This is a genomic window from Rhizobium sp. EC-SD404 (assembly GCF_902498825.1).
Taxonomy (GTDB): domain Bacteria; phylum Pseudomonadota; class Alphaproteobacteria; order Rhizobiales; family Rhizobiaceae; genus Georhizobium.
The window spans coordinates 3,549,952-3,570,086 of sequence record NZ_LR701459.1; the positions used below are offsets into that span (position 1 = coordinate 3,549,952).

Below are 20,135 nucleotides of genomic sequence, written 5' to 3' on the forward strand. Positions count from 1 at the left end.
CCAAAGAACACGGTAATGCGATCTGCATTCATGTCCCGTCGCGCTCTTCATTTGATTTGATGCTTGCTGCCTTCCCGCGCCCGCTATGTTCCAGTGGGGCGACGACACCCTCGCCGCTCGGCGCTCCCCTGCGCCGGGGGCCTGTAAATTCGCTAGCGAAATGCTGGACATCTTCTTTACCCTCCCCCTGCACCGAAAGAAGTTCCTCTCTAATCTGGCGCCACGGGGCGGAGAGGTCGACTGTGGACACACGCACAGGGAAGCCAAGTATCTCGTAGTCGAGATCGAGTGCGTGGTGAACTTGCGGGTACACTAGGAGCCCGCGGATGCGGCGCGCTGGCTCACGCCTTTGGGCATGAGCTAAGTACGTTGCCAGCTGATAGAGATGGGCGGACCGGAGCCTTGCGGAATATCGTCCTCCGCCTAGAACCTCTCTGTAAAATTTGGCGTCGACAATAGTGGTCTCCCTCGCGGATCTGATGGTGATATCTGTCTGCATTGCCGGCAGAAGGGCTAGGTGGTTGGAGTCAATAGCGGATGCCGACCAGGACATCATCTCCGAGCCTACATGGCAGTCTCTGAGCTCCGTTCGATAAAACCCCCGAAGGAACTCCTCGAAGATGGCCGACATGCGCATCTCATCGTCGAGGATGCTCTGAAATCGCGAGCTGCTACCATCTTGTTCCGGCATCAGTGCCCAAAACACGAACTCGCATATTTTCATCAGCAAGCCATACTGAGAGGTGTTACGGGAGAGCTGCACCCGGTAAAATAAGTTGGCGCTCAGTCGCAATTTCGACACTCCGGCCATGCGTGATGCCACGATGCGCAGATCGTGGCGTAGGTCCGGCTTCACGTCACTGCAGCTGGCTAGGCGCAGCAATGACGACAGAAGAATCCGATTGTTAAGAACATCGTTTGTGAGCTCGTCTATCTCGCAGACCGCAGCACCTCTGCGTAATGTTTGTCGCTTTAGTATATCTCCGATCAGCAGTCGCTCTCTTGGCGACCGAGTCTCCTCGCTCTCCGCACGATATCCACGATCCAAGCCGCGCCGCAGCAAGACGCGCGTGCGGTCGATCAGGATCTTTGCAAATAGGTTGGGCAGGTCCGGACTGGCATCGGCGCCGACATCAGTAGCTGTACCAGGCTGAAAGTGACCCCATGCATACAGCAGTAGGTAGTATAGATTCCGGACCGGAATTTTCACGTCACAGGCGCTCTTAGGCGATCTCGCCATTCGTCTGCACGATCTGGATTGTCAAACCAGTACTCATCCAAGAGCGGAACAATTTCGGTATCCACGACCGATTCGTACCAGAGATCAGGATCTTCAACGTCGTCTCTCGGCGTGAAAAAACTATGTCCGATACGGAAGCCAGGGCCTAGGTTTGTCCGATCTGTTGCAATGGATTCATTTAAAACACCCATATGGGCTCGGATGCGATGGATCAGGTCGTCGGGCACGCTTTTGTCGCGCAGATACTGAGTGAACCCGGGAGCTTCAAACTGCGGTTCCGCCGTCACGAAGGCGAAGCGGCGGCGCAACGCGTAATCTACCAGCGATAGCGATCGATCTGCTGTGTTCATCATGCCAATGACGTAAACATTGTCGGGAATGAAAAAACGGCCTTCTTCCTGCCGCGGGTAGGCCAGGCGAGTGCCCCATTCTGGGCTGCGCTTATCGGCTTCGATGAGCAGCATGAGCTCCCCAAAGATCTTCGACATATTTCCCCTGTTGATCTCATCTACGATCAGGACAAATGGCGTGCTCTGATGTAGACGCGCTGTTTCAACAAAACGCAGAAAGATGCCGTCTTGGAGTTCGAAGCCGCCCGATCCATCGGGGCGGAACCCACGCACGAAATCTTCGTAGGAATAGGACTGGTGGAACTGCACTGCCTCAATAGCCGTTTCGGCGCGCGCGCCGATAAGAGCGTAGGCTAGGCGCTTTGCGAGATAAGACTTTCCCACCCCCGGAGCGCCTTGCAAGATGAGGTTCATCTTGCTGCGCCAAATGTTGAGAATACGCTCAAATTCGGTGCGCTCGATGAAGAGCTCTGACAGCGCGTCGTCGATCGTATAGGGAGCGGCGGCGATTAAAGGCCATGCATCTTCGCTTTCAGATAACTCCACCTTGGAATCAGCGTCGACCGCAATTTTTTCATACGCACCCAGAAGCGACTCTAGGCGTTCCACAATTTCCCCGTCGTCGGGAATGGCTGACGTTAGAATGTCGAAGTGAGCGATCGTACCGAGTTCGTAGTTCTTCGCGCTGCCCCGAGAACGCAAATCGATCTCGTTGTCGAGCTTAAAGCCTTCAACTGACAGCGTACGTATTTGCTCTCGGCCCGCATCTCCAACACGAACCATTTCTGCGGCGGCTCCCTTCTGACCAAAGGCTTGTACTAAGGCCGTCATGCCCTGGATCAGTGTGAGATAAGTGACCTGCAAGTCTTCCGAAATCAGAAAGACGACATAAATGCCCTCTTGCGTTGTCGTGGTCACTCGGCGATCGAGCAACGCGATCCAGGGGGTGTTGGTCCAATTTCCTTTGCCTACGCTGAGATTGACACGAATATTCGGGCGGCTCCGCACAGGGGTCGCTTCTTCGAGCCAGCTCTCAAGCGACTGGATTGCTTGGCGCAAGTCGGGCTCAATTCCGAACTTGTCTTTTCGCTTCTGACCAAAAACGCTCAGGAACTTCTCCAATCGCTCTGCGAACTCTCGGACGGGAGTGGTAGATTTGGGCGCTACTGGTGAGCGGGTCAAAAGTGGTGCCTCTTCATGCTCCCCATGCCAATCTCGCATGAGCAATCCCTGGAACAGCGCCGGCATCTCCCGGACTGTTTTCACCAAGTCCGTGCTGTCTAGTTCGGAACCGGAGATGTATCGGCATATGCCACCCGCTGCGTTCTGTTTGCCCGACGGTGAATGAAGGAAAGCGAGCCAGTCGCTGAGCGTCGCAAACTCTGATTGATCCGGACCTAGCCGATGCTTGCGCCGAAAGGACCAGCCACCGGACTGCTCTATGCGCTTTCCAAGCTCGTCGGCTTCCACTGAGTTGGGCTTGGGCAACCGTTCAAAAACCAGCGGTGCGATCTCCCGCACCTTGTCTTTCAGGCTTTGAGTGGAAAAATCGTTTGGATGGACGGCTACGCCAAATCCATATTCGAGGCCGCGCTCCGACACGATCATAAATAACTGCGGATTGCCGGCGAGGGACGCAGCATTCTCCGTCGGAAACACTGCGAACCACAGGTCTTTCGGAACATAGCCGCGAACGCCCGCCCGCGGGTGAAAGCCAGAAGTTAGTTTGACCGATACATCGTCCGCGTCACCAAGGTCAGCCGCAACGATGTCCCCGAGTATCTCGAGGGCGGCGTGTACGCGGCCGTAGGCATCTCGCTCGTCTTGGTCGAGATCGGCATATTTAATGCCCCGTGCCGCTTTTTCGCGTGCGCTGGCTATGAGCGCAATGTCGCGAGCAGTAATCGCAGCATCTTCATCGTCGTAGGCATCGATCGCGGAGAAGCCGAGTTCGTGAAGCTTGTCAGCAACGGCCTCTGGTGCCGCACGAAACTCGCTCGCTCGTAGTGCTCCACGTTCGGAATGCTGGATACCAACTGCGGCTGCCAAAATCGCTTCGGCGTCATACTCGGAACCGTTGCTCGTCCTAATGTAAGTTTCACCACTGCCATATCCGTATTTCTCAAGAAACCGGGCACGACCGATCTTGTCGAACTCGGCTATTGCCACCTCGATTGCTTCTGGGCTTGTGAGTACCGCTAGCGACATCGTGTTCCCCCTCCATCCAGGTCACCGATGGTGCCGACGATTGTCAAGCGGGTCGCCCACCTATGGGTGCTGTCGCTAGGCAGGGGGGCCACGATTTCCCCACAGTTTTTCGTTTCGGTAGCGAAACGAGTTCCTAATTTACCGGATATACGCTTGTGGCCTAGCAACCACGCTTATGGACGCCGCCTGGCCATCAGCGGCGTTTGCCGGTCGGGTCCTCCAGGTGCCCCGTATGGTTGATCGTGCCTCAAAACGTCGCCTTCCGGGGAAACATGGTCGGCCGACGGTCGTAGGCCATGCGGTCCTGATTAACCCCGGCCGAAAGGAACTGCTTGGCGTCGTTGTAGTCAGACTTTGGAACGAGGTCATCTAGGGCAGTTCCATCCACCCACTTGCCGCCAATGAATTCCGCGATCTTCTGCGTGGCTTTCAGGTCGCAGGTCAGTGTCGATCGTCACGCGCAAGGCCAACCGAAAACAGGCCATCGCGTGTGACTCGGTGCCTACAAAAACCGCGACCGGGTCGTACGCAAATTCAATAAACTCACACAGTTCCGTCGCATCACCACCCGATACAACCAAACCTTGGTCTCGTAGACTGGCTTCCCTGGCTCTGGCCGCTGCAAACTATGGATGCCAACGGATGTCAACAGAGCCAAGGCTGTCTTATGAACGACGGTAAATGACAGACAGCGTGATCGTACGTGGCACGTCTAAATGCATCCAAACAGGGAGTCGCCAGATGCAGCTCCCTGTTAATTGAAGTTAGTTCAGCATGTCGGGATTTTTCGCCAAGACATCCTGATATAGCGGCTGGAAATGCAGCCAACCAATGTACTCGCTACCCACGTGTTCGCGGCTGTAGCGGGCCTTATCCTCTGGCACGAAAACCGGCTTGATACCCGCGGCTTCGACGGCCAGCTGCTGCTTGCAGCAACGTTCCAGCGCGATGAACCAAAAGGCAGCCGCGTCAATGCTGTGTCGGCTGGCCGTTAAAAGCCCGTGGTTCTTGTGAATGGCTGCGCGCGCGGTGCCGAATGCCTGCGAAACCTTGCCGCCTGCTTCGCTTTCGACCGCTACCTTGCCGGCTTCGTCATCGATGACGACGTGATCCTCAAAGAATGCGGCAGCATCCTGGCTGATCGGATCTAGCGGCCTGCCCGTAGCGGCCCATGCGGTGCCATAAACGGTGTGCGCGTGGCACATCGCGACGATATCGGGATGATCATGATGAACGGCCGAGTGCAGGACGAAGCCGGCACGGTTGATCGCATAGTCGCCTTCCACGACGCGGCCCTCGTGATCGGCCAGGATCAGGTTCGACATCGAGACCTGCGAAAACGGAACAGCCATCGGGTTGGTCCAGTAGAGATCCTTGTGTTCGGGGTCGCGCACGGTCAGGTGACCGGCAAAGCCATAGTCGAAATCATGAGCAGCAAAGGCGCGGCAAGCGCCGACCAGATGCTCCTTCATGTATTTCCGCTCGCTCTCAAAAGAATTGAAGGACGGGATTTCGGGGAAGATCAGGCCCTCTTGATCCGGCTGATAGATCGACACTTTTTCGGCTCTTGCCATGGACTTGGCTCCTCTTTTGATGATGCATGATCGCATTCACATGTCCCGGCATCGACTGCCGAACTGGAATTGCTGCTATTCCCGAGCTTCAGAAGATCGTTAGCAAGCCGGGGAAAACGATGAACAGGAACAGGATGGCGATATACATCGCGATGTAGGGAAGGCTCGCGACGACGACCCTCTCGAACGTCGTGTTCGTCAGGTTGGCCGCAATGAAGAGATTGAGCCCGACAGGCGGGGTGATCTGACCAACAGCGATTGCAGTCACCATAAACACCCCAAAGAACATGGGATCGATGTTCAGTGCTGCTAACACCGGCATCAGGGTGGGCGTCACCAGCACGACCGCCGCCACGTTGTCGAGGAAAGTGCCGAGCGCCAAAAGCGCAAACAGAATGAGCACGAGAATAAGCTGCGGGCTGTCGGAAAAACCCACCAGGGCAGCTGCGAGATTCTGCGGTACGTTCTGCGACGCCAAAACGTAAGTGAAGATGTTCGCGCTAGCGATGAGGAACAGGATAACTGCCGACATCTCCGCTGTTTGGCGGCTGATCCTAACGAGCGCCCGTATGCTCAGGTTGCGATAGACGAAGGCCCCGACAAGCAATCCATATCCGCATGCAACGGCGGCCGCTTCGGTTGGGGTGAACGCGCCGGTGTAGATCCCGCCCAGGATGATGAGCGGCATCAGCATTGGCACAACGGATTGCCGGATTGCAGTGAGCTGCTGGCGCGTGCTCATCGGTTCAGCAGCGGGATATCCGTTGCGGATCGCAATGACGTAATTGATGGCAAGGATGCAGGCCGCGATCAGCAGTCCTGGAACGATGCCGTTCAGAAACAGATCGCCGATGGAGACGTTAGCGCTGACGCCGTAAAGCACCATCGTGATGCTCGGCGGAATGATAAGTCCCAGAATGCCGGACGCGGCAACGACGGCCGCTGCATGGGCCTCGTCATATCCGCGCTTCGCCATGGTCGGGATCATGACCGAACCAATGGCTGCCGTCGTAGCATTGGCTGATCCCGAAATCGCACCGAATACCGCAGAAGAGCCAGTCGATATCAACGAGAGACCACCTCGAAAGCGCCCCAGAAAGATCGAGGCAAAGGCCACCAAACGCTCGGACAGTTTGACCTCGGTCATGAGGTAGCCAGCGAACAGGAAGAGCGGTATCGCCATGAGCGCAAAAACATCAAGACCGGCGAACATTCGCTGTACCGCAATCAGTATCGGCACATCGGTGAATATGATGATGGACAGCACTGACGACGCGGTCAGCGCAAACGCAATTGGTACACCGATGTACAGCATCGCGAAAAACGAAATGAACAGAAACCAGATCATGGACGCTCGCCGATATGCTTGCTGTTGCGCGTAAGGACGGTATGCAGCAAGGCCACGATGATGAAGAGGCCTCCGACAGGCAGCGCGGCTGCGATGTAGCCGCGGGAAATGCGCAGAGCGGGGCTCGTTTGCATCATTGTGCGCTGGGACAGCTCAAAGCCCTTAACCAGAAGCAGCAGAGCGACCGCCAGAATGATGACTTTGCAGACGATCTCCATCACGAGCTGGACGCTAGGGCGGTGCAGGGATGCGAAGTAGCCGACCGCCATGTGCGATCCGTTCTTCACAGCGGTGGATGCGCCGAGCATGACGATGACGATCAGGAGATAACGAGCGGCTTCTTCGGACCCAGTCGCCGATATATTGAGGACGTAGCGCGCGACTACCTGGCCGAGCACCACGACGATAACCGTAAGCAAAAGGACGACGTTGACTATTTCGACGCCGGTCAACACATGGCGAAGCGCTTTATCGAACATTCTCGCTCTCCCACGAACTAGCCGGTGAGTAGCCCCACCGGCCGAAAGTTTTAGCGGGTTTCGCGAATCTGCTGGATCAGCTCGGCGCCGAATACGTCACCATATTTTTCGATGACCGGCGCCGTTGCTTCTACAAATGCCTCCGGGTCGACATCGTTGACTGCCATCCCCGCAGCCTCGATTTCTTCCCACTGCGCCGCCTCTTCTTCGCGTACGAGATTGGTATGAAACGAAGCGAGCTCTTTGCCAGTTTCCAAGAGGATTTGCTGCTGATCTTCGGTTAGCCTTCCATAAGCGGATGAGGAGATCAGGACCGGCGAAGACAGATAGATGTGGCCAGTGCGCGAGGCATAGTCCTGCACTTCATAGAAGCGTTGCGTGAGAATGTGCGCCGGTGGATTTTCCTGCCCATCCACAACGCCGAGCTGAAGTGCGGAATAAAGCTCGGAGAACGCGACGGGTGTAGCGCTGGCGCCGAGTTGATTGAACGTGTCCACAAATACCGGGCCTTCCGGTACGCGGATTTTCATGCCGGCGAGGTCTTCGGGAGTTTCAACCGGTCCCCGCGAATTCGTCACATGCCGAAAGCCGTTCTCCCACCAGCCAACCAGGATAGCGCCCTGCCCCTCGACAGCTTCACCCAGCTGATCTCCAATCGGACCGTCCAGTACGGCGCGCACATGATCGTAGTCGCGGAAAAGAAAGGGCAGATTGATCACGCCGACATCAGGCACAAAGTTCGAGAGCACAGCATCGGACGTCAGCACCATGTCGTTGGTGCCAAGGAACGTGCCCTCGACGAGTTGCATCTGCCCGCCCAGCTGATCCGACGGATAGATCGTGACCTGAACTTCACCGCCCGTACGCTCATCCACAAGACGCGCAAATTCCTCCGACACTTGCTGAAAATGGTGAGATGCAGCGCCGGTGTGACCAAGTTGAAGGGTCGTCTGCGCAGAAGCCCCTGTGCCGATGGCGCAGAGTGATGCCGTGATCAGAGTCGTCGTAAGAAGTTGGATGTATCGTTCTTGCATGATTTCCTCCCAGAATGAGAGGACCCTGCTCGCTCGCATCCCGTGGCGCAACGCTGGCAATCGAATAAGATTTATGCTCAGCAGTAATAAGACTTCGCTGATTGTGAGGCGCTTTTTTGCTACCCCTTCAGCCATGAGCGAGAAGCGACAGATCATGCGTGACGATCGGCTCGTCGAGATGGTGACATTCCGGGCATTGGTTGATGCTGGCAGCTTTACCGCAGCCGCTCATATCCTGGGTACGAGCCAGTCCTTCGTCAGCAAGTCACTCAAGAGCCTTGAGCGGCGTCTCGGCGTATCACTTCTTCATCGAACGACACGCGGCCAAAGGCTAACTGCCGAAGGCGAAAGATACTTGGCGTCATGCCGTCATTTACTGGATTTGATCGAAGCCTCCGAAGACGCTATTATGTCGAACGGCGACAAAGCGGCAGGAAATCTGCATATCAGCGCTCCCCTGTCTTTCGGAAGCGATCGCATCGTTCCAATTCTTCCGCAATTCATGGATCGCCACCCCGAAATCTCAGTCGGCATTTCGCTGACCGACGCGATCGAGAATCTCATCGATGGTCGTGTGGATGTCGCAATTCGAATGGGCACTCTGGCCGATTCCAACTTGGTCGCGCGGAAACTCTGCGACCTTCAGCGGATCGTGGTCGCGGCGCCCAGCTATCTCGCAGATCGACCGCCCGTTCGACATCCCGACGATTTACGAGGGCACAACTGCCTCCTGTGGCAAGGCGCCAATGATCACTTGAACAGATGGCCTTTTCTCTTTCACGACGGCCAACGTGCACTTAAGGTCAAAGGCAATCTGAAAAGCAACAACGGTATGACCCTTGTCGCACTATGCCTGGAGGGTCGAGGGATCATGCGCATGGCCGAGCACATCGCATTGCCGCACATACGCGCTGGACGGCTGGTTCCGTTGCTGGAAGAGCAGCGTGCGCCTGACAATCAGCATATCAGCGTGGTTTTCCTTCCGGAGCGACAACACATCTCGCGCGTCCGATCCTTCGTCGACTTTTGCCTGGAGCAGTTCCGGAACCTGAAGTGGTGACTTTCCCGACACCACGTATCCTGGGTAGACGGGTGATGCCACAGATGCCGCCCTCTTTGTCTTTAAGTTAGATGGAATGCCTCGTGTTTAGCTATCGGTGGAGCAACCGGTGCGATAGCCGTGTTCGGTCATTGACTGTTCCCGAAACATCCATCGAAGACCAGAGGTCAGCTTGATCTAACCTGACAAACTGCATCCACGGGCGCGAGCGCGCCGTGGTGGGCGATGCAGATCGACGCGACGCGATGCGCATAGCAGACTGCGGCGGGAACGTCATTGCCGGCTGCCCGGGCCGCAAGGTACCCGGCGTTGAAACTGTCCCCGCGCCGGTAGCGTCAACGACCGTTGCGTCGCTGGACGGGACCATCTTCATTGTGCCTTCCGGAAGAGCGAGAATGCGGGCACGATGCCATTCCTCACGATCGTTTCGCGAACCGAATTCGGCGCGATGCGCAGCACCATTCGGATGCGACAAGGCCCTCGGCAGCCAGCGCCAACAGGTCGCGAACGTGTTTGCCAAACTCAAAGGTGCGGCTCATCGCCAATCGCTACGAACGACCTGCTTTGCAACTGCAACCCACCCAATGCCCTCACTTTTCGGCTCTGGTCAATGATGCCTGATTCTAAACGTCGGCCTTCATCAGGTTGACACCTACAGTATATTTGTCAGATTGGCGCGCATAGAGAGCGTTGCGATCGCAATGCGCACAATCGGAGAGTTCTTCATGGCTCGGAACCAGAAGCCGTTGAAATCGGAACTGGGGCGAAGCACCACGGACACAGTGATAGTCCGAGGCTTTGACTTACCCCGAGAGTTGATGGGCCATATTGATTTCGGTGACATGGCGTTCCTGCAGATCACGGGCCGCAGGCCCTCCTCTTCGGAGTCGATAGTTTTCAATGCCATGCTCGTCTCACTAGTCGAGCATGGCATGACGCCTTCTGCGATCGCCACGCGCATGGTCCTAGCTGGTGCCCCGGAAGCACTGCAAGCGGCCGTAGGTGCCGGATTGAATAGTCTCGGTAGCCGTTTTGCGGGAACCATGGAGGGGGCGGCTCGCGTACTCCAAGCTGCATTACCGGATGCACAAACCGGCGACATCAAAGCCATTGCAAAGGATGTCGTGGAGGACCACACCAAACGGCGTGACTTCTTGCCGGGCATCGGACATCCGCTACATACACCGGTTGATCCGCGGGCTGAGAGGTTACGCGCCATCGCGCAAGAACAGGACCTTGCTGGACCCTATGTGGCACTGATGTGGGAAATCAGCATACAAGCGAGCGAGACATCCGGCCGGATTCTTCCAGTCAACGTCACGGGCGCTATTGGCGCGCTTCTTTGCGAGCTCGGGCTGGATTGGCGCCTTGCGCGGGGCATGGCGGTAATGAGCCGCGCCGTCGGACTAGTCGGTCATGCCTGGGAGGAAATGAATACGCCTATGGCCGACGAAGTATATCAACGTATCGACGATGAGGTTTCGCGTTAGTGCCTTGCCAATCAGCCCGGCCCCGGTTCCAACATGTCACGCACATTTTGAACTTGGAGATGGTTCCAAACGCCGCTGATTTCCATAGCGGCCTGTCGTACCTCTGGTAGGAACTCAGCGACCACATCCAGCTCCCGGTCGAACGCCGACTGGGTTGTGAGATTAAGCGACGCCACCGTGGTGCCTTGCGCGGAGATGATCGGGACAGCGAGCACCCTGATGCCTGGGCCCAGTTCTCCCTCAACCACGCAGTAGCCTTGGGCGCGCACGGTCTCGATGATCTGGCGGAACTTCATCGGATCCGTGATTGTCAATTCGGTGAACGGTTCGAGCCGGACATTGCGCAACCACACATCGAAATCCTGGTCCGGAAGCGCTGCTAGCAGCACGCGCCCCATCGCGGTTGCGTACGCCGGCAGTCTTTGCCCGATATTTATATGAATGCGCAGCGGTCCCGATGCCGATGCGCGCGCAACGTAGATAATCTCTTCCCCATCGAGCACTGAGATGCTGGCGGAGCGCCCCGACATATCGCGCAGGCGTCGCAAGATCGGCTGCAGCGCGTCTCCAACACCGTGCGACGACAGATATGCCGTTCCCAGTGCCAGCGTCTTCGGTGTGAGGAAATACTGGTTGCCATCGGAGCGCGCAAGATAGCCGAGCGCCTCCAATGTCATGGCGATCCGGCGCGCCGAAGCTCGCGACGTGCCGGACAGCTTGGCTATCTCAGATATTGAAAGAGCAGGTTTGGCGCCACTGAACGCGTTGATGACATTGAGCCCGCGTTCGAGCGAGGAAATGAACCATCGCTCATTCCTTAGATCAATAAGCATTGACATCCAGCTCGGCCTCACCCTAACCTGACCACATAGCGTACAGATTGCACGCTATGCGCACAAGACCAATTGGCGAGACGTCGGGAGCGTCATCACGTCTTTCACAGACAGTCGCCGCGAACGCGCGGGCGGCGATGCGATCGGGAGGAACTGGGTGTTCGATAATCGGAACATGCTGGCGGGAATCCGTGTGGTTGAGATGGCGAATGTTATCAGCGGGCCTTTCGCGGGCATGCTTCTGGCTGATCTCGGCGCCGATGTCGTTAAGGTGGAAATGACGGGCTCTGGGGATCCTTTCCGCACCTGGGCTGGCGAAGGTGCGGCGATTTCACCCGCCTTTGCCGCCTATAATCGCGGCAAGCGCAGCATCGAACTGGACATCAAGACACCCAGAGGACGGGAAAATTACCTGCACCTTGCGGCTAATGCCGATGTCGTCATCGAGAATTTCCGTCCCGGCGCCCTCGATCGCGCCGGCGTTGGCTACGAGGCGCTGAAACAGTGCGCGCCGCGTCTGGTCTACTGCTCGATCTCGGGCATGGGTCAGAGCGGACCCTACCGCGACCTGCCCACCTTCGATGGCATAGCACAGGCGATGTCCGGCCTCTGGAGCCAGTTGGTCGACATCACGAAGCCCGATCCGGTCGGACCGCCGATCTCCGACCAGCTTACCGGGCTCTATGCGGCCTACGGCGTGCTCGGGGCGCTCGTCTCGCGCGGCATAACCGGCCTTGGTCGGCGCATCGACGTCAGCATGCTCGGGGCGACGATCGCTTTCCAGCCGCACGGCGTCGCAGAATATCTCCTGACCGGCGCAATAGCCGACAAGTCGTCCCGGGCCCGGGTCTCGCAATCCTTCGCCTTCGTATGCGCGGACGGGCTGCCGCTCGCTATCCATCTCTCCTCGCCGCCGAAATTCTGGCAGGCACTTCTTGTGGCTATCAATCGCGAGGATCTCGGCGAACACCCCGACTATGTCAGCAAATCCATGCGAGAGAACAATTATGAGCAGTTGCGTCAGGAACTGTCGGCAGTTTTCGGACTGAAGGACCGATCTCATTGGCTCGAGCGCCTGATGGCCAACGACGTGCCCTGCGGGCCCTTAAATACAGTAGCCGAAGCGATGACTAATCCGCAGGCGCAGACGCTGCGCATGACGCGCACTTTCGGAAAAGGTGAACGGGCGCTGCCACTCGTCGGCTACGCAATCGACGATCCTCAACGTCCCGATGACGACGCGGACCGGCCTGTCCCGCTCCTCGGCGAACACACGGCACAGATACTCGAGGAACTTGGTCTCTCGGACGCAGCTGTGTCCGCAGCTATTTCTTCAACCAGCTGATAAGGGCCCCGGTTCGACGCCGGGCATAGTCAGGAAAGACAAATGGCACGCTACCTGGACAGCCCACTCTCCGCAGATGACCTGCGCCAGATCCTGGAGCTGGTGGAGAATTCGAGTTTCGAGAGCATCGACCTGCAGGTCGGCGATCTACGCCTGTCGGCCAGCAAGATGGGACATGTAGCGTCTTTAGCACCGGATGTTGCTGTGCCTGCCTCTTCATCCGATTCAACGTCCTCCCACTCTCCTGCGGCGACGTCCTCGTCGGTTGTGGCTCCAGCTCCGGCCACCCCACTGCGCACCACAACGTCCAGCCCGGTTGACTCCGATCTGGTCGAGATCACCGCCCCGATCGTAGGCATTTTCTATACAGCGCCAGAGCCCGGAGTGCCGCCTTTCGTGGAAATCGGCACCGAAGTCGGCCCAGATACCAACGTCGGCCTAATCGAGGTGATGAAAGTTTTCAACGGCATCAAGTCGGGCGTTGCCGGTACGATCGTGGAGCGCTTAGTAGAGGACTCCGGATTCGTCGAATTCGGCCAGCCGCTCTTCCTTGTCCGTCCGAAGGCCTCGTGATGCCTCTCCGCCGGGTCTTCATCGCAAATCGCGGCGAAATCGCCGTTCGGATCATACGGGCCTGTCGCCAGCAGGGCATCGAGACCGTCGTCGGCGTCTCGGTGCCGGACCGCGAAAGCATGGCGGCATCGATGGCTGATCGCGCGGTATGTATCGGTCCCGGCTCGGCCTCTGCCAGCTATCTGAGCCAGGAGCGCCTGATATCGGCTGCGCTTGGAACAGGATGCGACGCGGTTCATCCCGGCTACGGCTTTCTGGCCGAGAACGCCGATTTCGCGCAGCTTTGCAGTGACAACGATCTCATTTTCGTCGGCCCGACTCCCGACAACATCCGCTCCATGGGCAACAAGCTCGAGGCACGCGCGCTGGCCAGGAAATTTGAGGTGCCTCTCGCCGAAGGGTCTGTGCGCATTACAGATTTCACCCATGCCGAGCAGATCGCAGGCGAGATCGGCATGCCACTCCTGTTCAAGGCCGCAGCCGGCGGTGGGGGCCGTGGTATCCGCATTGTCAACCAACCCGCAGATCTGCGCAGCGCCTTCGACCAGGCTGCCGCCGAGGCGCAGGCCGCTTTCGGCGACAAGGCGCTGTTCATGGAGCGCTACATAGAAAATGCCCGTCATGTCGAGGTCCAGATCTTGGCCGATACGCTGGGCGATGTCGTCCATCTGGGCGAACGCGATTGTTCATTGCAGCGCCGCTACCAGAAGATGGTCGAGGAAGCGCCGTCCGTCGGCCTAAAGGATAGTTTGCGCAGCGCCATCCACGAGGCGGCGGTCAGGCTCTCCCGCAATATCGGATATGTCGGCGCTGGCACGGTCGAATTCATCGTCGATCTCGACCGCGAGGATTTCTACTTTCTCGAAATGAACACGCGCGTTCAGGTCGAGCATCCGGTCACCGAGATGCTGACCGGAGTCGACATCGTTGGCGAGCAATTGCGCGTCGCCGCTGGCCTGCCGCTGTCGATCCGCCAGGAGGACGTCAGGCTTAACGGACATGTCATCGAATGCCGGATCAACGCTGAATCGCCGGCGAAGGGATTTCAGCCCTCGCCCGGCCGCATAACAGCATGGACGCCGCCGAAAGGTGCCCAGATCCGCCTCGACACCCACGCATATGTCGGTTGGACCGTCTCGCCTTATTACGACTCGCTGCTCGGCAAACTGATCGTCCGTGGCTCCGACAGAGCAGAGGCCTTGGACAACATGGCGGCGGCGCTCGCAGACTTCGAAGTGGAAGGGCCGGACACGACCCTGCCCTTCTTGCGCCATGTGCTCAGTGCGGAGGACTTTCGCGCCGGACGTTTCAATACACGCTGGCTCGAGGCGTTCGCGCCCAGCTTCCAGGCATTACCAGCATTACGGGCGAGGTAAGCGGAATGTCGAAATCCATCTCCATTATCGATACGACCCTGCGCGATGGCCAGCAGAGCCTCTGGGCCATGAACATGCGCACCGGCGCCATGCTAACGGCGCTTGAACATCTCGACCGCGCCGGCTTCGAAGCCATGGAGTTCTATGTACCAGTCGTCCAGATCAAGAAGATGATCCGCGATCTGGGGGAAGACCCCTTTCAATGGCTTCGACTGGGCGCCAAGAAGGCCAAGCACACGCCGCTGCGCCTTCATGCCGGCTATCGCAGCGGTCTCGGCAAGATCCCTGAATCGGTGGCCAAGCTCCTTGTCCAGGTGGTTATCGACAGTGGCATTTCGGTCGCCCGCATCTCCGATCCCTGGAACGATTTCGACCACTTGAAGGAGGAGCATGACGGGCTGCGTGCCATGGGCATGGAATCGGTCATCAACCTCATCTATTCCGTCTCGCCGCGTCATACCGACGACTACTTCATTGACCGCGTAAAAAAGGCCGCAGCGCTCAACCCCTACCGGCTCTGCTTCAAGGATGTCGGCGGCTTGCTGACGCCGGACAGGATCGACACAATCCTGCCGCGGATCAAGGAAGCCGCCGGCGGCATACCGATCGAATTTCATTGCCATTGCAATAACGGCCTTGCACCCTTTAACGTCGTGAAGGTGCTGCAGCATGGGTTAACGCATATCCACACCGCCGTGCCGCCACTCGCCAATGCGTCGTCGCAGCCTTCGGTCTTCAACGTCGCGGCAAACATCCGTGCGCTTGGATTCGATCCCGGCCTCGACGAGGCGCCGCTGAAGCAGGCCGAGAAGTTCCTGACCGGCGTCGCCGAGCGCGAAGGTCTCGCAATCGGCCAGCCCTTCGAATACGACGCGTCGCTTTATCGGCACCAGGTGCCCGGTGGAATGATTTCCAACCTGCGCTACCAGCTCACCAAGGTGAAGCAGGAACACCGTCTGCCGGAGGTGCTGGAGGAAGTCGTGCAGGTCCGGGCCGATTTCGGTTATCCGATCATGGTCACGCCGCTGTCGCAGTTCGTCGGGACGCAGGCGGCCGTCAACGTTATGGTCGGCGAGCGGTACCGTCAGGTCACAGACGAGACTATCCAGTATGCGCTTGGGCATTGGGGCAAGGAAGCGCTCCAGCACATGGACCCGGAGGTGCGCGATCGCATCCTGGACCGGCCACGAGCCCGGGAACTGGCGGCCGTCGAGTTTCCTCAGCCCAGCCTCGCGGACGTTCGTCGCCATTATGGCGAACGGCTAAGCGACGAGGAACTGCTCCTCAGGGTTTATGTTGGCGAGGACGCCATCAAGATCGCGCGCAATGCCCCGAAGCCGTCGGAAGATACGCTGTCGGGAACATCACTCGTGGCGCTGATTCGAAGTCTGACACGGGTCAGCGACAAGTCGCACGTATCGTTCGCTAAGAGCGACTTGCGCATCACACTCAGCCGCAGGGAGGGCTGAGCTTCCGCGCCAGCCACGCGGAAAGACCTGAGACTAGGGAACGTCAATCGATTTGAGGAGGAGAAAACAAATGCGTCATCTGCTTACAGGACTGCTCGTCACGACTGCGATTACCATCTCGGCGCCGCCCGCTTTTGCGGAGGATTTCAGGATGCTAACGGGGTGGGACCCCAGCTATGCTGCGGTGCCCGAGGTGCTCGACCCCTTCATGCTACGTCTGCAGGAAGAATCGGATGGAAATGTCAACATCACCCGCTCTGGTCCGGAAACGATCCCGCCCTTCGAGCAGCTCGACCCGGTCTCGCGCGGCCTGTTCGACATGCTCTTCACCAACGGCGCCTACCATTACAACGAGACTTCCATCGGCATGACGCTTGACGCCATTTCGGCAGATCCGACGCAGCTACATGATTCCGGTATCTGGGATTATGTCGATGAGCAGTATCAGACGCTCGGCCTCAAGTTGGTCGCCGTGCTTTACGACATGAACGGCTACAATATCATCTTGAAAGAGCCGCTCGGCGACAACGCGCTTGAAGGTCGCCGCGTCCGCGGAACGCCCATTTACCACCCGCTGATCGAAGAACTCGGCGGCGCTCCTGTTGTTCTCCCAGCCAGCGAAATCTATCCATCTCTTGAACGCGGGGTTGTGGAGGGGGCCGCGTGGCCGACGGTTGGAGCCGTCGGCTTCCGCTGGTTCGAGGTCGCAGACTATATGATGCGGCCTTCCTTCGGTCAGGTTGGACATGTCGTACTGATGAATTTGGATCGCTGGAACGCGCTCGAAGACGAGACCAGGGCATTGATCGAGCGCGTCGCTCGAGAATTCGAGTTGGAAGCTATCGAAATCTTTAACGAGGTCGTCGCGCGTGAAGAGGAAACGCTGGCCAGCGAGGGCATGGAAGTGACTGAACTGACAGGCGAGTTCCTGCCGCTGATCAGCGAGACCTGGTACGAGGGCGCCATGACGCTGGCGGCGGAACAGAACGCTGAGGCGATCGCCGAGGTCAGGCGGCTGGCGGAAGAAGCCGGCCTGACCGGTGCCGAAGGCGAGTAAATCCGGCCAAGCGACATCCCTTCGTATGCCTTGGCCTGCGACGGGAGGTCGTCTTCATGCAGCTGACCGACCGCTGATCCGGAACTAGGGGGAATACGGTGTCGAACCTCACAAAGGCGATGCAGCCACTGCTGCGCCTTCAGGATGCTATCTCGCTCGTCGGCCAATGGCTTGGCGGTCTGTCGCTCGCATTTATTGTCGTCATCTACGCCTATGAGGTCTTCGTCCGTTACCTGATGGGCGCGCCTACGTCATGGGCGAGCGACTTCGTCAGTTTTCTTCTGCTGATCTCCGTCTTCACGGTGCTGCCATGGTTGACGCGCGAGGGCGGCAACGTGGCCGTGACCCTGCTGCCCGACTACATGCCCGCACGCGGCGGCCAGCTGCTCCTGCGTTGTGGCTTCGTCGTCGCAGGCATCGCATGCTTGTGGGTGACCTATATCGGCGTGCAGGAAACACTGCTGCTGTTCCAGCGCAATACGATGACGCTGACGACGGTGCGTATTCCCAAATGGCCCCTCCTGGCGCTGATCACCTTTGGCCTCTTCAATTCGGGTCTCTATTTCTTTCGGCTTGCCGCGCGTCCAAACCAGGCAGCGCAAGGGGGTATCCATGCTTGAGGGAATTCCAGCCGTCGCCACCGGCATCGGCCTGCTGCTCGGGCTGATGATGCTCGGCCTGCCGGTCTTCATCGCCTTCCTCCTCGTCAATCTGATTGCCGTCGGCATCATGCTGGGCCCGGCCGGCTACGGCATGTTTATTAACTCGATCTATGAGACGACCACCACCGGGTCGCTGGTGACCATTCCGATGTTCATCTTGATGGGAGAGATTCTCTTCCGCTCAAACGCGGTCAACGTACTGTTCCATTCGATCGACACGATCGTCGGCAAGGTGCGCGGCCGGCAATACGTGTTGACCGTCCTACTGGCGACGATATTCAGCACGCTCTCGGGTGCGGCGATGGGCGTCGCGGCGATGCTCAGCCGCTCGTTGTTACCGGCAATGATCGCAAGGGGCTACGACCCAAAGCTTTCGATCGGCAACATCCTTGCGGGCGCGAGCCTGGCGCCCCTTATCCCGCCAAGTGTGCTCGCCATAATCGTCGGCACACTTGCCGGTGTCTCCATTTCCGGACTTCTGATCGCCGGTATCCTGCCTGGTCTCTTCTTCGCCTCCCTCTTTCTCGCCTACACCTTCATTCGCGTTTGGCTGAACCCCAAGCTCGCCCCGGCCGACGATGGCCTCGTGTCCACGCCATCGACCCGTGACGTCGTCATGGCGCTCGTCCGGCTGATACCGTTCTCGATCGTGATCTTGAGCGTCATGGGTCTCATCCTGATGGGAATCGCGACGCCGACCGAGGCCGGTGCTATGGGCGTTCTCGGCGCACTCATTACTGCCGCCATCTACCGGAAGTTCAGCCTCGGCCTGATCGTTGAATCGGTGCTCGCTTCGGCCAGCATCTCGGCGATGATCCTGATCATCATGGCGACGTCCAAGCTTTTCTCGCAACTGCTCGCCTTCACCGGCGGCGCCACCGCGCTGACGCAGATGGTCGCCGGTCTCGATCTGTCGCCCTGGCTCATGCTCCTTGTGCTGATGGGCCTGCCCTTCATCCTTTGCATGTTCATCGACCAGATCGCGCTGATGCTGATCATGGTGCCGATCTACATCCCGATCGTGTCGTCGCTTGGTTTCGACCCGCTCTGGTTCTGGCTTCTGTTCCTGGTGAACATCACGGTCGGCGGCATGACCCCGCCCTTCGGCTACACCCTCTTTGCGGTGAAGAGCGGCTGGAAGGAGGGGGCATTATCGACCGTATTCTCCGCAGCGTGGCCCTTCGTGCTGCTGTTCGTCTTTGGAATGGTGGTTCTTGCGATCTTCCCGGCGATGGTCACGTTCCTGCCAAGCCTTCTCTAGGAGAAACGACATGACGCAGACTTCTCGCAAGGGCGCGGTGATCGTCACCGGTGCCGCACAGGGATTGGGGCGCGCCTTTGCCCGCAGACTTGCCGAAGACGGCTATTCGGTCTGTCTGTCCGACATTGCCGGCGACCATGTCGCCGCGGCCGCTGACGAACTGGAAAAAGACGGCCACGCGGCGCTGGGACTTGCTGTCGACGTGACGGATGAGGCGTCGGTCGACGAGATGGTCGCGACGGTCGTCAATCGGTTCGGATCGGTCGATGGTCTTGTCAACAACGCGTCGATCTTCTCGACCCTGCAGATGCGTCCCTTCTTCGACATTCCGCTTGCCGAATGGCGCAAGGTCGTCGACGTTAACCTTACCGGCGTCTTCATCTGCAGCAAGGCCGTCGCCGCTCCGATGCGGGCGCAGGGCCACGGGCGCATCATCAATATCTCGTCGGCCGTCGTGCCCATGGGACGGCAGAACTACCTGCACTATGTCGGATCGAAAGCCGGTGTCGTCGGGATGACAAGGGCCATGGCCCGCGAACTGGGCGAATGGAACATCACGGTGAACGCCATCCTGCCCGGTGCCACGGACACGGGCATCGAGCGCGCGACCGTCACGAAGCTGCAGCGCGATACGCTGATTTCAATGCGGTCGATCAAGCGTACGCAGGTTCCCGAGGATCTTTGCGGCGTTGCGAGCTTCTTGATGTCGAAAGACAGCGCATTCATGTCAGGCCAGAGCCTGATCGTGGATGGCGGCGCCTTGTTCTCATAGGTGG

17 protein-coding genes and 1 pseudogene are annotated in these 20,135 nt (G+C 58.4%); 10 read left to right on the top strand and 8 right to left on the bottom strand.

Going from position 1 to position 20,135, the window contains the following annotated elements:
- Positions 1 to 28: 28 nt before the first annotated feature.
- From GC125_RS17910 to GC125_RS17935, 6 genes are all read right to left on the bottom strand, one after another.
- The gene (locus GC125_RS17910) at positions 29 to 1,210 is read right to left on the bottom strand and encodes a 5-methylcytosine restriction system specificity protein McrC (protein WP_199864632.1); all 1,182 of its coding nucleotides are present in this window, start codon (positions 1,208 to 1,210) and stop codon (positions 29 to 31) included.
- Positions 1,207 to 3,798: an MrcB family domain-containing protein gene (locus tag GC125_RS17915; RefSeq protein WP_151986896.1), complete on the bottom strand. Its 2,592-nt coding sequence runs from the start codon at positions 3,796 to 3,798 to the stop codon at positions 1,207 to 1,209. Before GC125_RS17915 ends, GC125_RS17910 begins: the two co-directional genes overlap by 4 nt.
- Positions 3,799 to 4,562: 764 nt before the next feature.
- Positions 4,563 to 5,372: a class II aldolase/adducin family protein gene (locus GC125_RS17920; RefSeq protein WP_286165568.1), complete on the bottom strand. Its 810-nt coding sequence runs from the start codon at positions 5,370 to 5,372 to the stop codon at positions 4,563 to 4,565.
- A gap of 88 nt (positions 5,373 to 5,460) precedes the next feature.
- Positions 5,461 to 6,720, bottom strand: a complete 1,260-nt coding sequence (locus GC125_RS17925) for a TRAP transporter large permease (RefSeq protein ID WP_151986898.1) — start codon at positions 6,718 to 6,720, stop codon at positions 5,461 to 5,463.
- On the bottom strand, positions 6,717 to 7,199 hold the full coding sequence (locus GC125_RS17930; protein ID WP_151986899.1) for a TRAP transporter small permease: 483 nt from the start codon (positions 7,197 to 7,199) through the stop codon (positions 6,717 to 6,719). Before GC125_RS17930 ends, GC125_RS17925 begins: the two co-directional genes overlap by 4 nt.
- A gap of 50 nt (positions 7,200 to 7,249) precedes the next feature.
- Positions 7,250 to 8,389 (bottom strand): TRAP transporter substrate-binding protein, encoded by a 1,140-nt coding sequence (locus GC125_RS17935; RefSeq protein ID WP_151986900.1) that lies wholly within the window; start codon positions 8,387 to 8,389, stop codon positions 7,250 to 7,252.
- Between GC125_RS17935 and GC125_RS17940 the strand changes: the two genes are divergently transcribed.
- Positions 8,388 to 9,293, top strand: a complete 906-nt coding sequence (locus GC125_RS17940; protein ID WP_151986901.1) for a LysR family transcriptional regulator — start codon at positions 8,388 to 8,390, stop codon at positions 9,291 to 9,293. The two genes, GC125_RS17935 and GC125_RS17940, sit on opposite strands and share 2 nt — an antisense overlap.
- Before the next feature lie 167 nt (positions 9,294 to 9,460).
- On the opposite strand, the pseudogene GC125_RS20400 reads toward GC125_RS17940, so the two are convergent.
- A pseudogene (locus GC125_RS20400) lies at positions 9,461 to 9,604 on the bottom strand (hypothetical protein); the annotation flags it as partial.
- A gap of 414 nt (positions 9,605 to 10,018) precedes the next feature.
- On the opposite strand from GC125_RS20400, the gene GC125_RS17950 reads away from it, so the two are divergent.
- On the top strand, positions 10,019 to 10,783 hold the full coding sequence (locus GC125_RS17950; RefSeq protein WP_151986902.1) for a citryl-CoA lyase: 765 nt from the start codon (positions 10,019 to 10,021) through the stop codon (positions 10,781 to 10,783).
- 11 nt (positions 10,784 to 10,794) lie between these two features.
- Here GC125_RS17950 and GC125_RS17955 read toward each other — a convergent pair whose 3' ends face one another.
- Positions 10,795 to 11,622 carry an IclR family transcriptional regulator domain-containing protein gene (locus tag GC125_RS17955; RefSeq protein WP_151986903.1) on the bottom strand — a complete coding sequence of 276 codons (828 nt, stop codon included), beginning with the start codon at positions 11,620 to 11,622 and terminating at the stop codon, positions 10,795 to 10,797.
- A gap of 151 nt (positions 11,623 to 11,773) precedes the next feature.
- Here GC125_RS17955 and GC125_RS17960 point away from each other — a divergent pair, with 151 nt between their 5' ends.
- The 8 genes from GC125_RS17960 (at position 11,774) to GC125_RS17995 (ending at position 20,131) form a co-directional block, all read left to right on the top strand.
- Positions 11,774 to 12,961, top strand: a complete 1,188-nt coding sequence (locus GC125_RS17960; RefSeq protein WP_151986904.1) for a CaiB/BaiF CoA transferase family protein — start codon at positions 11,774 to 11,776, stop codon at positions 12,959 to 12,961.
- A 42-nt stretch (positions 12,962 to 13,003) separates the two neighbouring features.
- On the top strand, positions 13,004 to 13,534 hold the full coding sequence (locus tag GC125_RS17965) for an acetyl-CoA carboxylase biotin carboxyl carrier protein (RefSeq protein ID WP_151986905.1): 531 nt from the start codon (positions 13,004 to 13,006) through the stop codon (positions 13,532 to 13,534).
- Positions 13,534 to 14,910: an acetyl-CoA carboxylase biotin carboxylase subunit gene (locus GC125_RS17970; RefSeq protein ID WP_151986906.1), complete on the top strand. Its 1,377-nt coding sequence runs from the start codon at positions 13,534 to 13,536 to the stop codon at positions 14,908 to 14,910. The genes GC125_RS17965 and GC125_RS17970 overlap by 1 nt, the downstream gene beginning before the upstream one ends.
- A 5-nt stretch (positions 14,911 to 14,915) precedes the next feature.
- Entirely contained in the window at positions 14,916 to 16,379 is a 1,464-nt protein-coding gene (locus tag GC125_RS17975; protein ID WP_151986907.1) for a hydroxymethylglutaryl-CoA lyase-like TIM-barrel protein, read from the top strand.
- A gap of 70 nt (positions 16,380 to 16,449) precedes the next feature.
- Complete coding sequence (gene dctP / locus GC125_RS17980; protein WP_151986908.1) at positions 16,450 to 17,436, top strand: TRAP transporter substrate-binding protein DctP; 987 nt, start codon at positions 16,450 to 16,452, stop codon at positions 17,434 to 17,436.
- A gap of 98 nt (positions 17,437 to 17,534) precedes the next feature.
- Positions 17,535 to 18,056: a TRAP transporter small permease gene (locus GC125_RS17985; protein WP_151986909.1), complete on the top strand. Its 522-nt coding sequence runs from the start codon at positions 17,535 to 17,537 to the stop codon at positions 18,054 to 18,056.
- Positions 18,049 to 19,359, top strand: coding sequence for a TRAP transporter large permease (locus GC125_RS17990; protein WP_151986910.1), 1,311 nt, complete (start codon positions 18,049 to 18,051; stop codon positions 19,357 to 19,359). Before GC125_RS17985 ends, GC125_RS17990 begins: the two co-directional genes overlap by 8 nt.
- Positions 19,360 to 19,369: 10 nt before the next feature.
- Entirely contained in the window at positions 19,370 to 20,131 is a 762-nt protein-coding gene (locus GC125_RS17995; RefSeq protein ID WP_151986911.1) for an SDR family NAD(P)-dependent oxidoreductase, read from the top strand.
- The last annotated feature ends 4 nt before the right edge of the window (positions 20,132 to 20,135 follow it).

Excerpts from the sequence above, each read along its gene's own strand:
- GC125_RS17915 (WP_151986896.1), bottom strand. The coding sequence starts at position 3,798 with ATGTCGCTAGCGGTACTCACAAGCCCAGAAGCAATCGAGGTGGCAATA.
- GC125_RS17920 (WP_286165568.1), bottom strand. The coding sequence starts at position 5,372 with ATGGCAAGAGCCGAAAAAGTGTCGATCTATCAGCCGGATCAAGAGGGC.
- GC125_RS17925 (WP_151986898.1), bottom strand. The coding sequence starts at position 6,720 with ATGATCTGGTTTCTGTTCATTTCGTTTTTCGCGATGCTGTACATCGGT.
- GC125_RS17930 (WP_151986899.1), bottom strand. The coding sequence starts at position 7,199 with ATGTTCGATAAAGCGCTTCGCCATGTGTTGACCGGCGTCGAAATAGTC.
- GC125_RS17940 (WP_151986901.1), top strand. The coding sequence starts at position 8,388 with ATGCGTGACGATCGGCTCGTCGAGATGGTGACATTCCGGGCATTGGTT.
- GC125_RS17935 (WP_151986900.1), bottom strand. The coding sequence starts at position 8,389 with ATGATCTGTCGCTTCTCGCTCATGGCTGAAGGGGTAGCAAAAAAGCGC.
- GC125_RS17950 (WP_151986902.1), top strand. The coding sequence starts at position 10,019 with ATGGCTCGGAACCAGAAGCCGTTGAAATCGGAACTGGGGCGAAGCACC.
- GC125_RS17955 (WP_151986903.1), bottom strand. The coding sequence starts at position 11,622 with ATGTCAATGCTTATTGATCTAAGGAATGAGCGATGGTTCATTTCCTCG.
- GC125_RS17965 (WP_151986905.1), top strand. The coding sequence starts at position 13,004 with ATGGCACGCTACCTGGACAGCCCACTCTCCGCAGATGACCTGCGCCAG.
- GC125_RS17970 (WP_151986906.1), top strand. The coding sequence starts at position 13,534 with ATGCCTCTCCGCCGGGTCTTCATCGCAAATCGCGGCGAAATCGCCGTT.
- GC125_RS17975 (WP_151986907.1), top strand. The coding sequence starts at position 14,916 with ATGTCGAAATCCATCTCCATTATCGATACGACCCTGCGCGATGGCCAG.
- dctP (WP_151986908.1), top strand. The coding sequence starts at position 16,450 with ATGCGTCATCTGCTTACAGGACTGCTCGTCACGACTGCGATTACCATC.
- GC125_RS17990 (WP_151986910.1), top strand. The coding sequence starts at position 18,049 with ATGCTTGAGGGAATTCCAGCCGTCGCCACCGGCATCGGCCTGCTGCTC.
- GC125_RS17995 (WP_151986911.1), top strand. The coding sequence starts at position 19,370 with ATGACGCAGACTTCTCGCAAGGGCGCGGTGATCGTCACCGGTGCCGCA.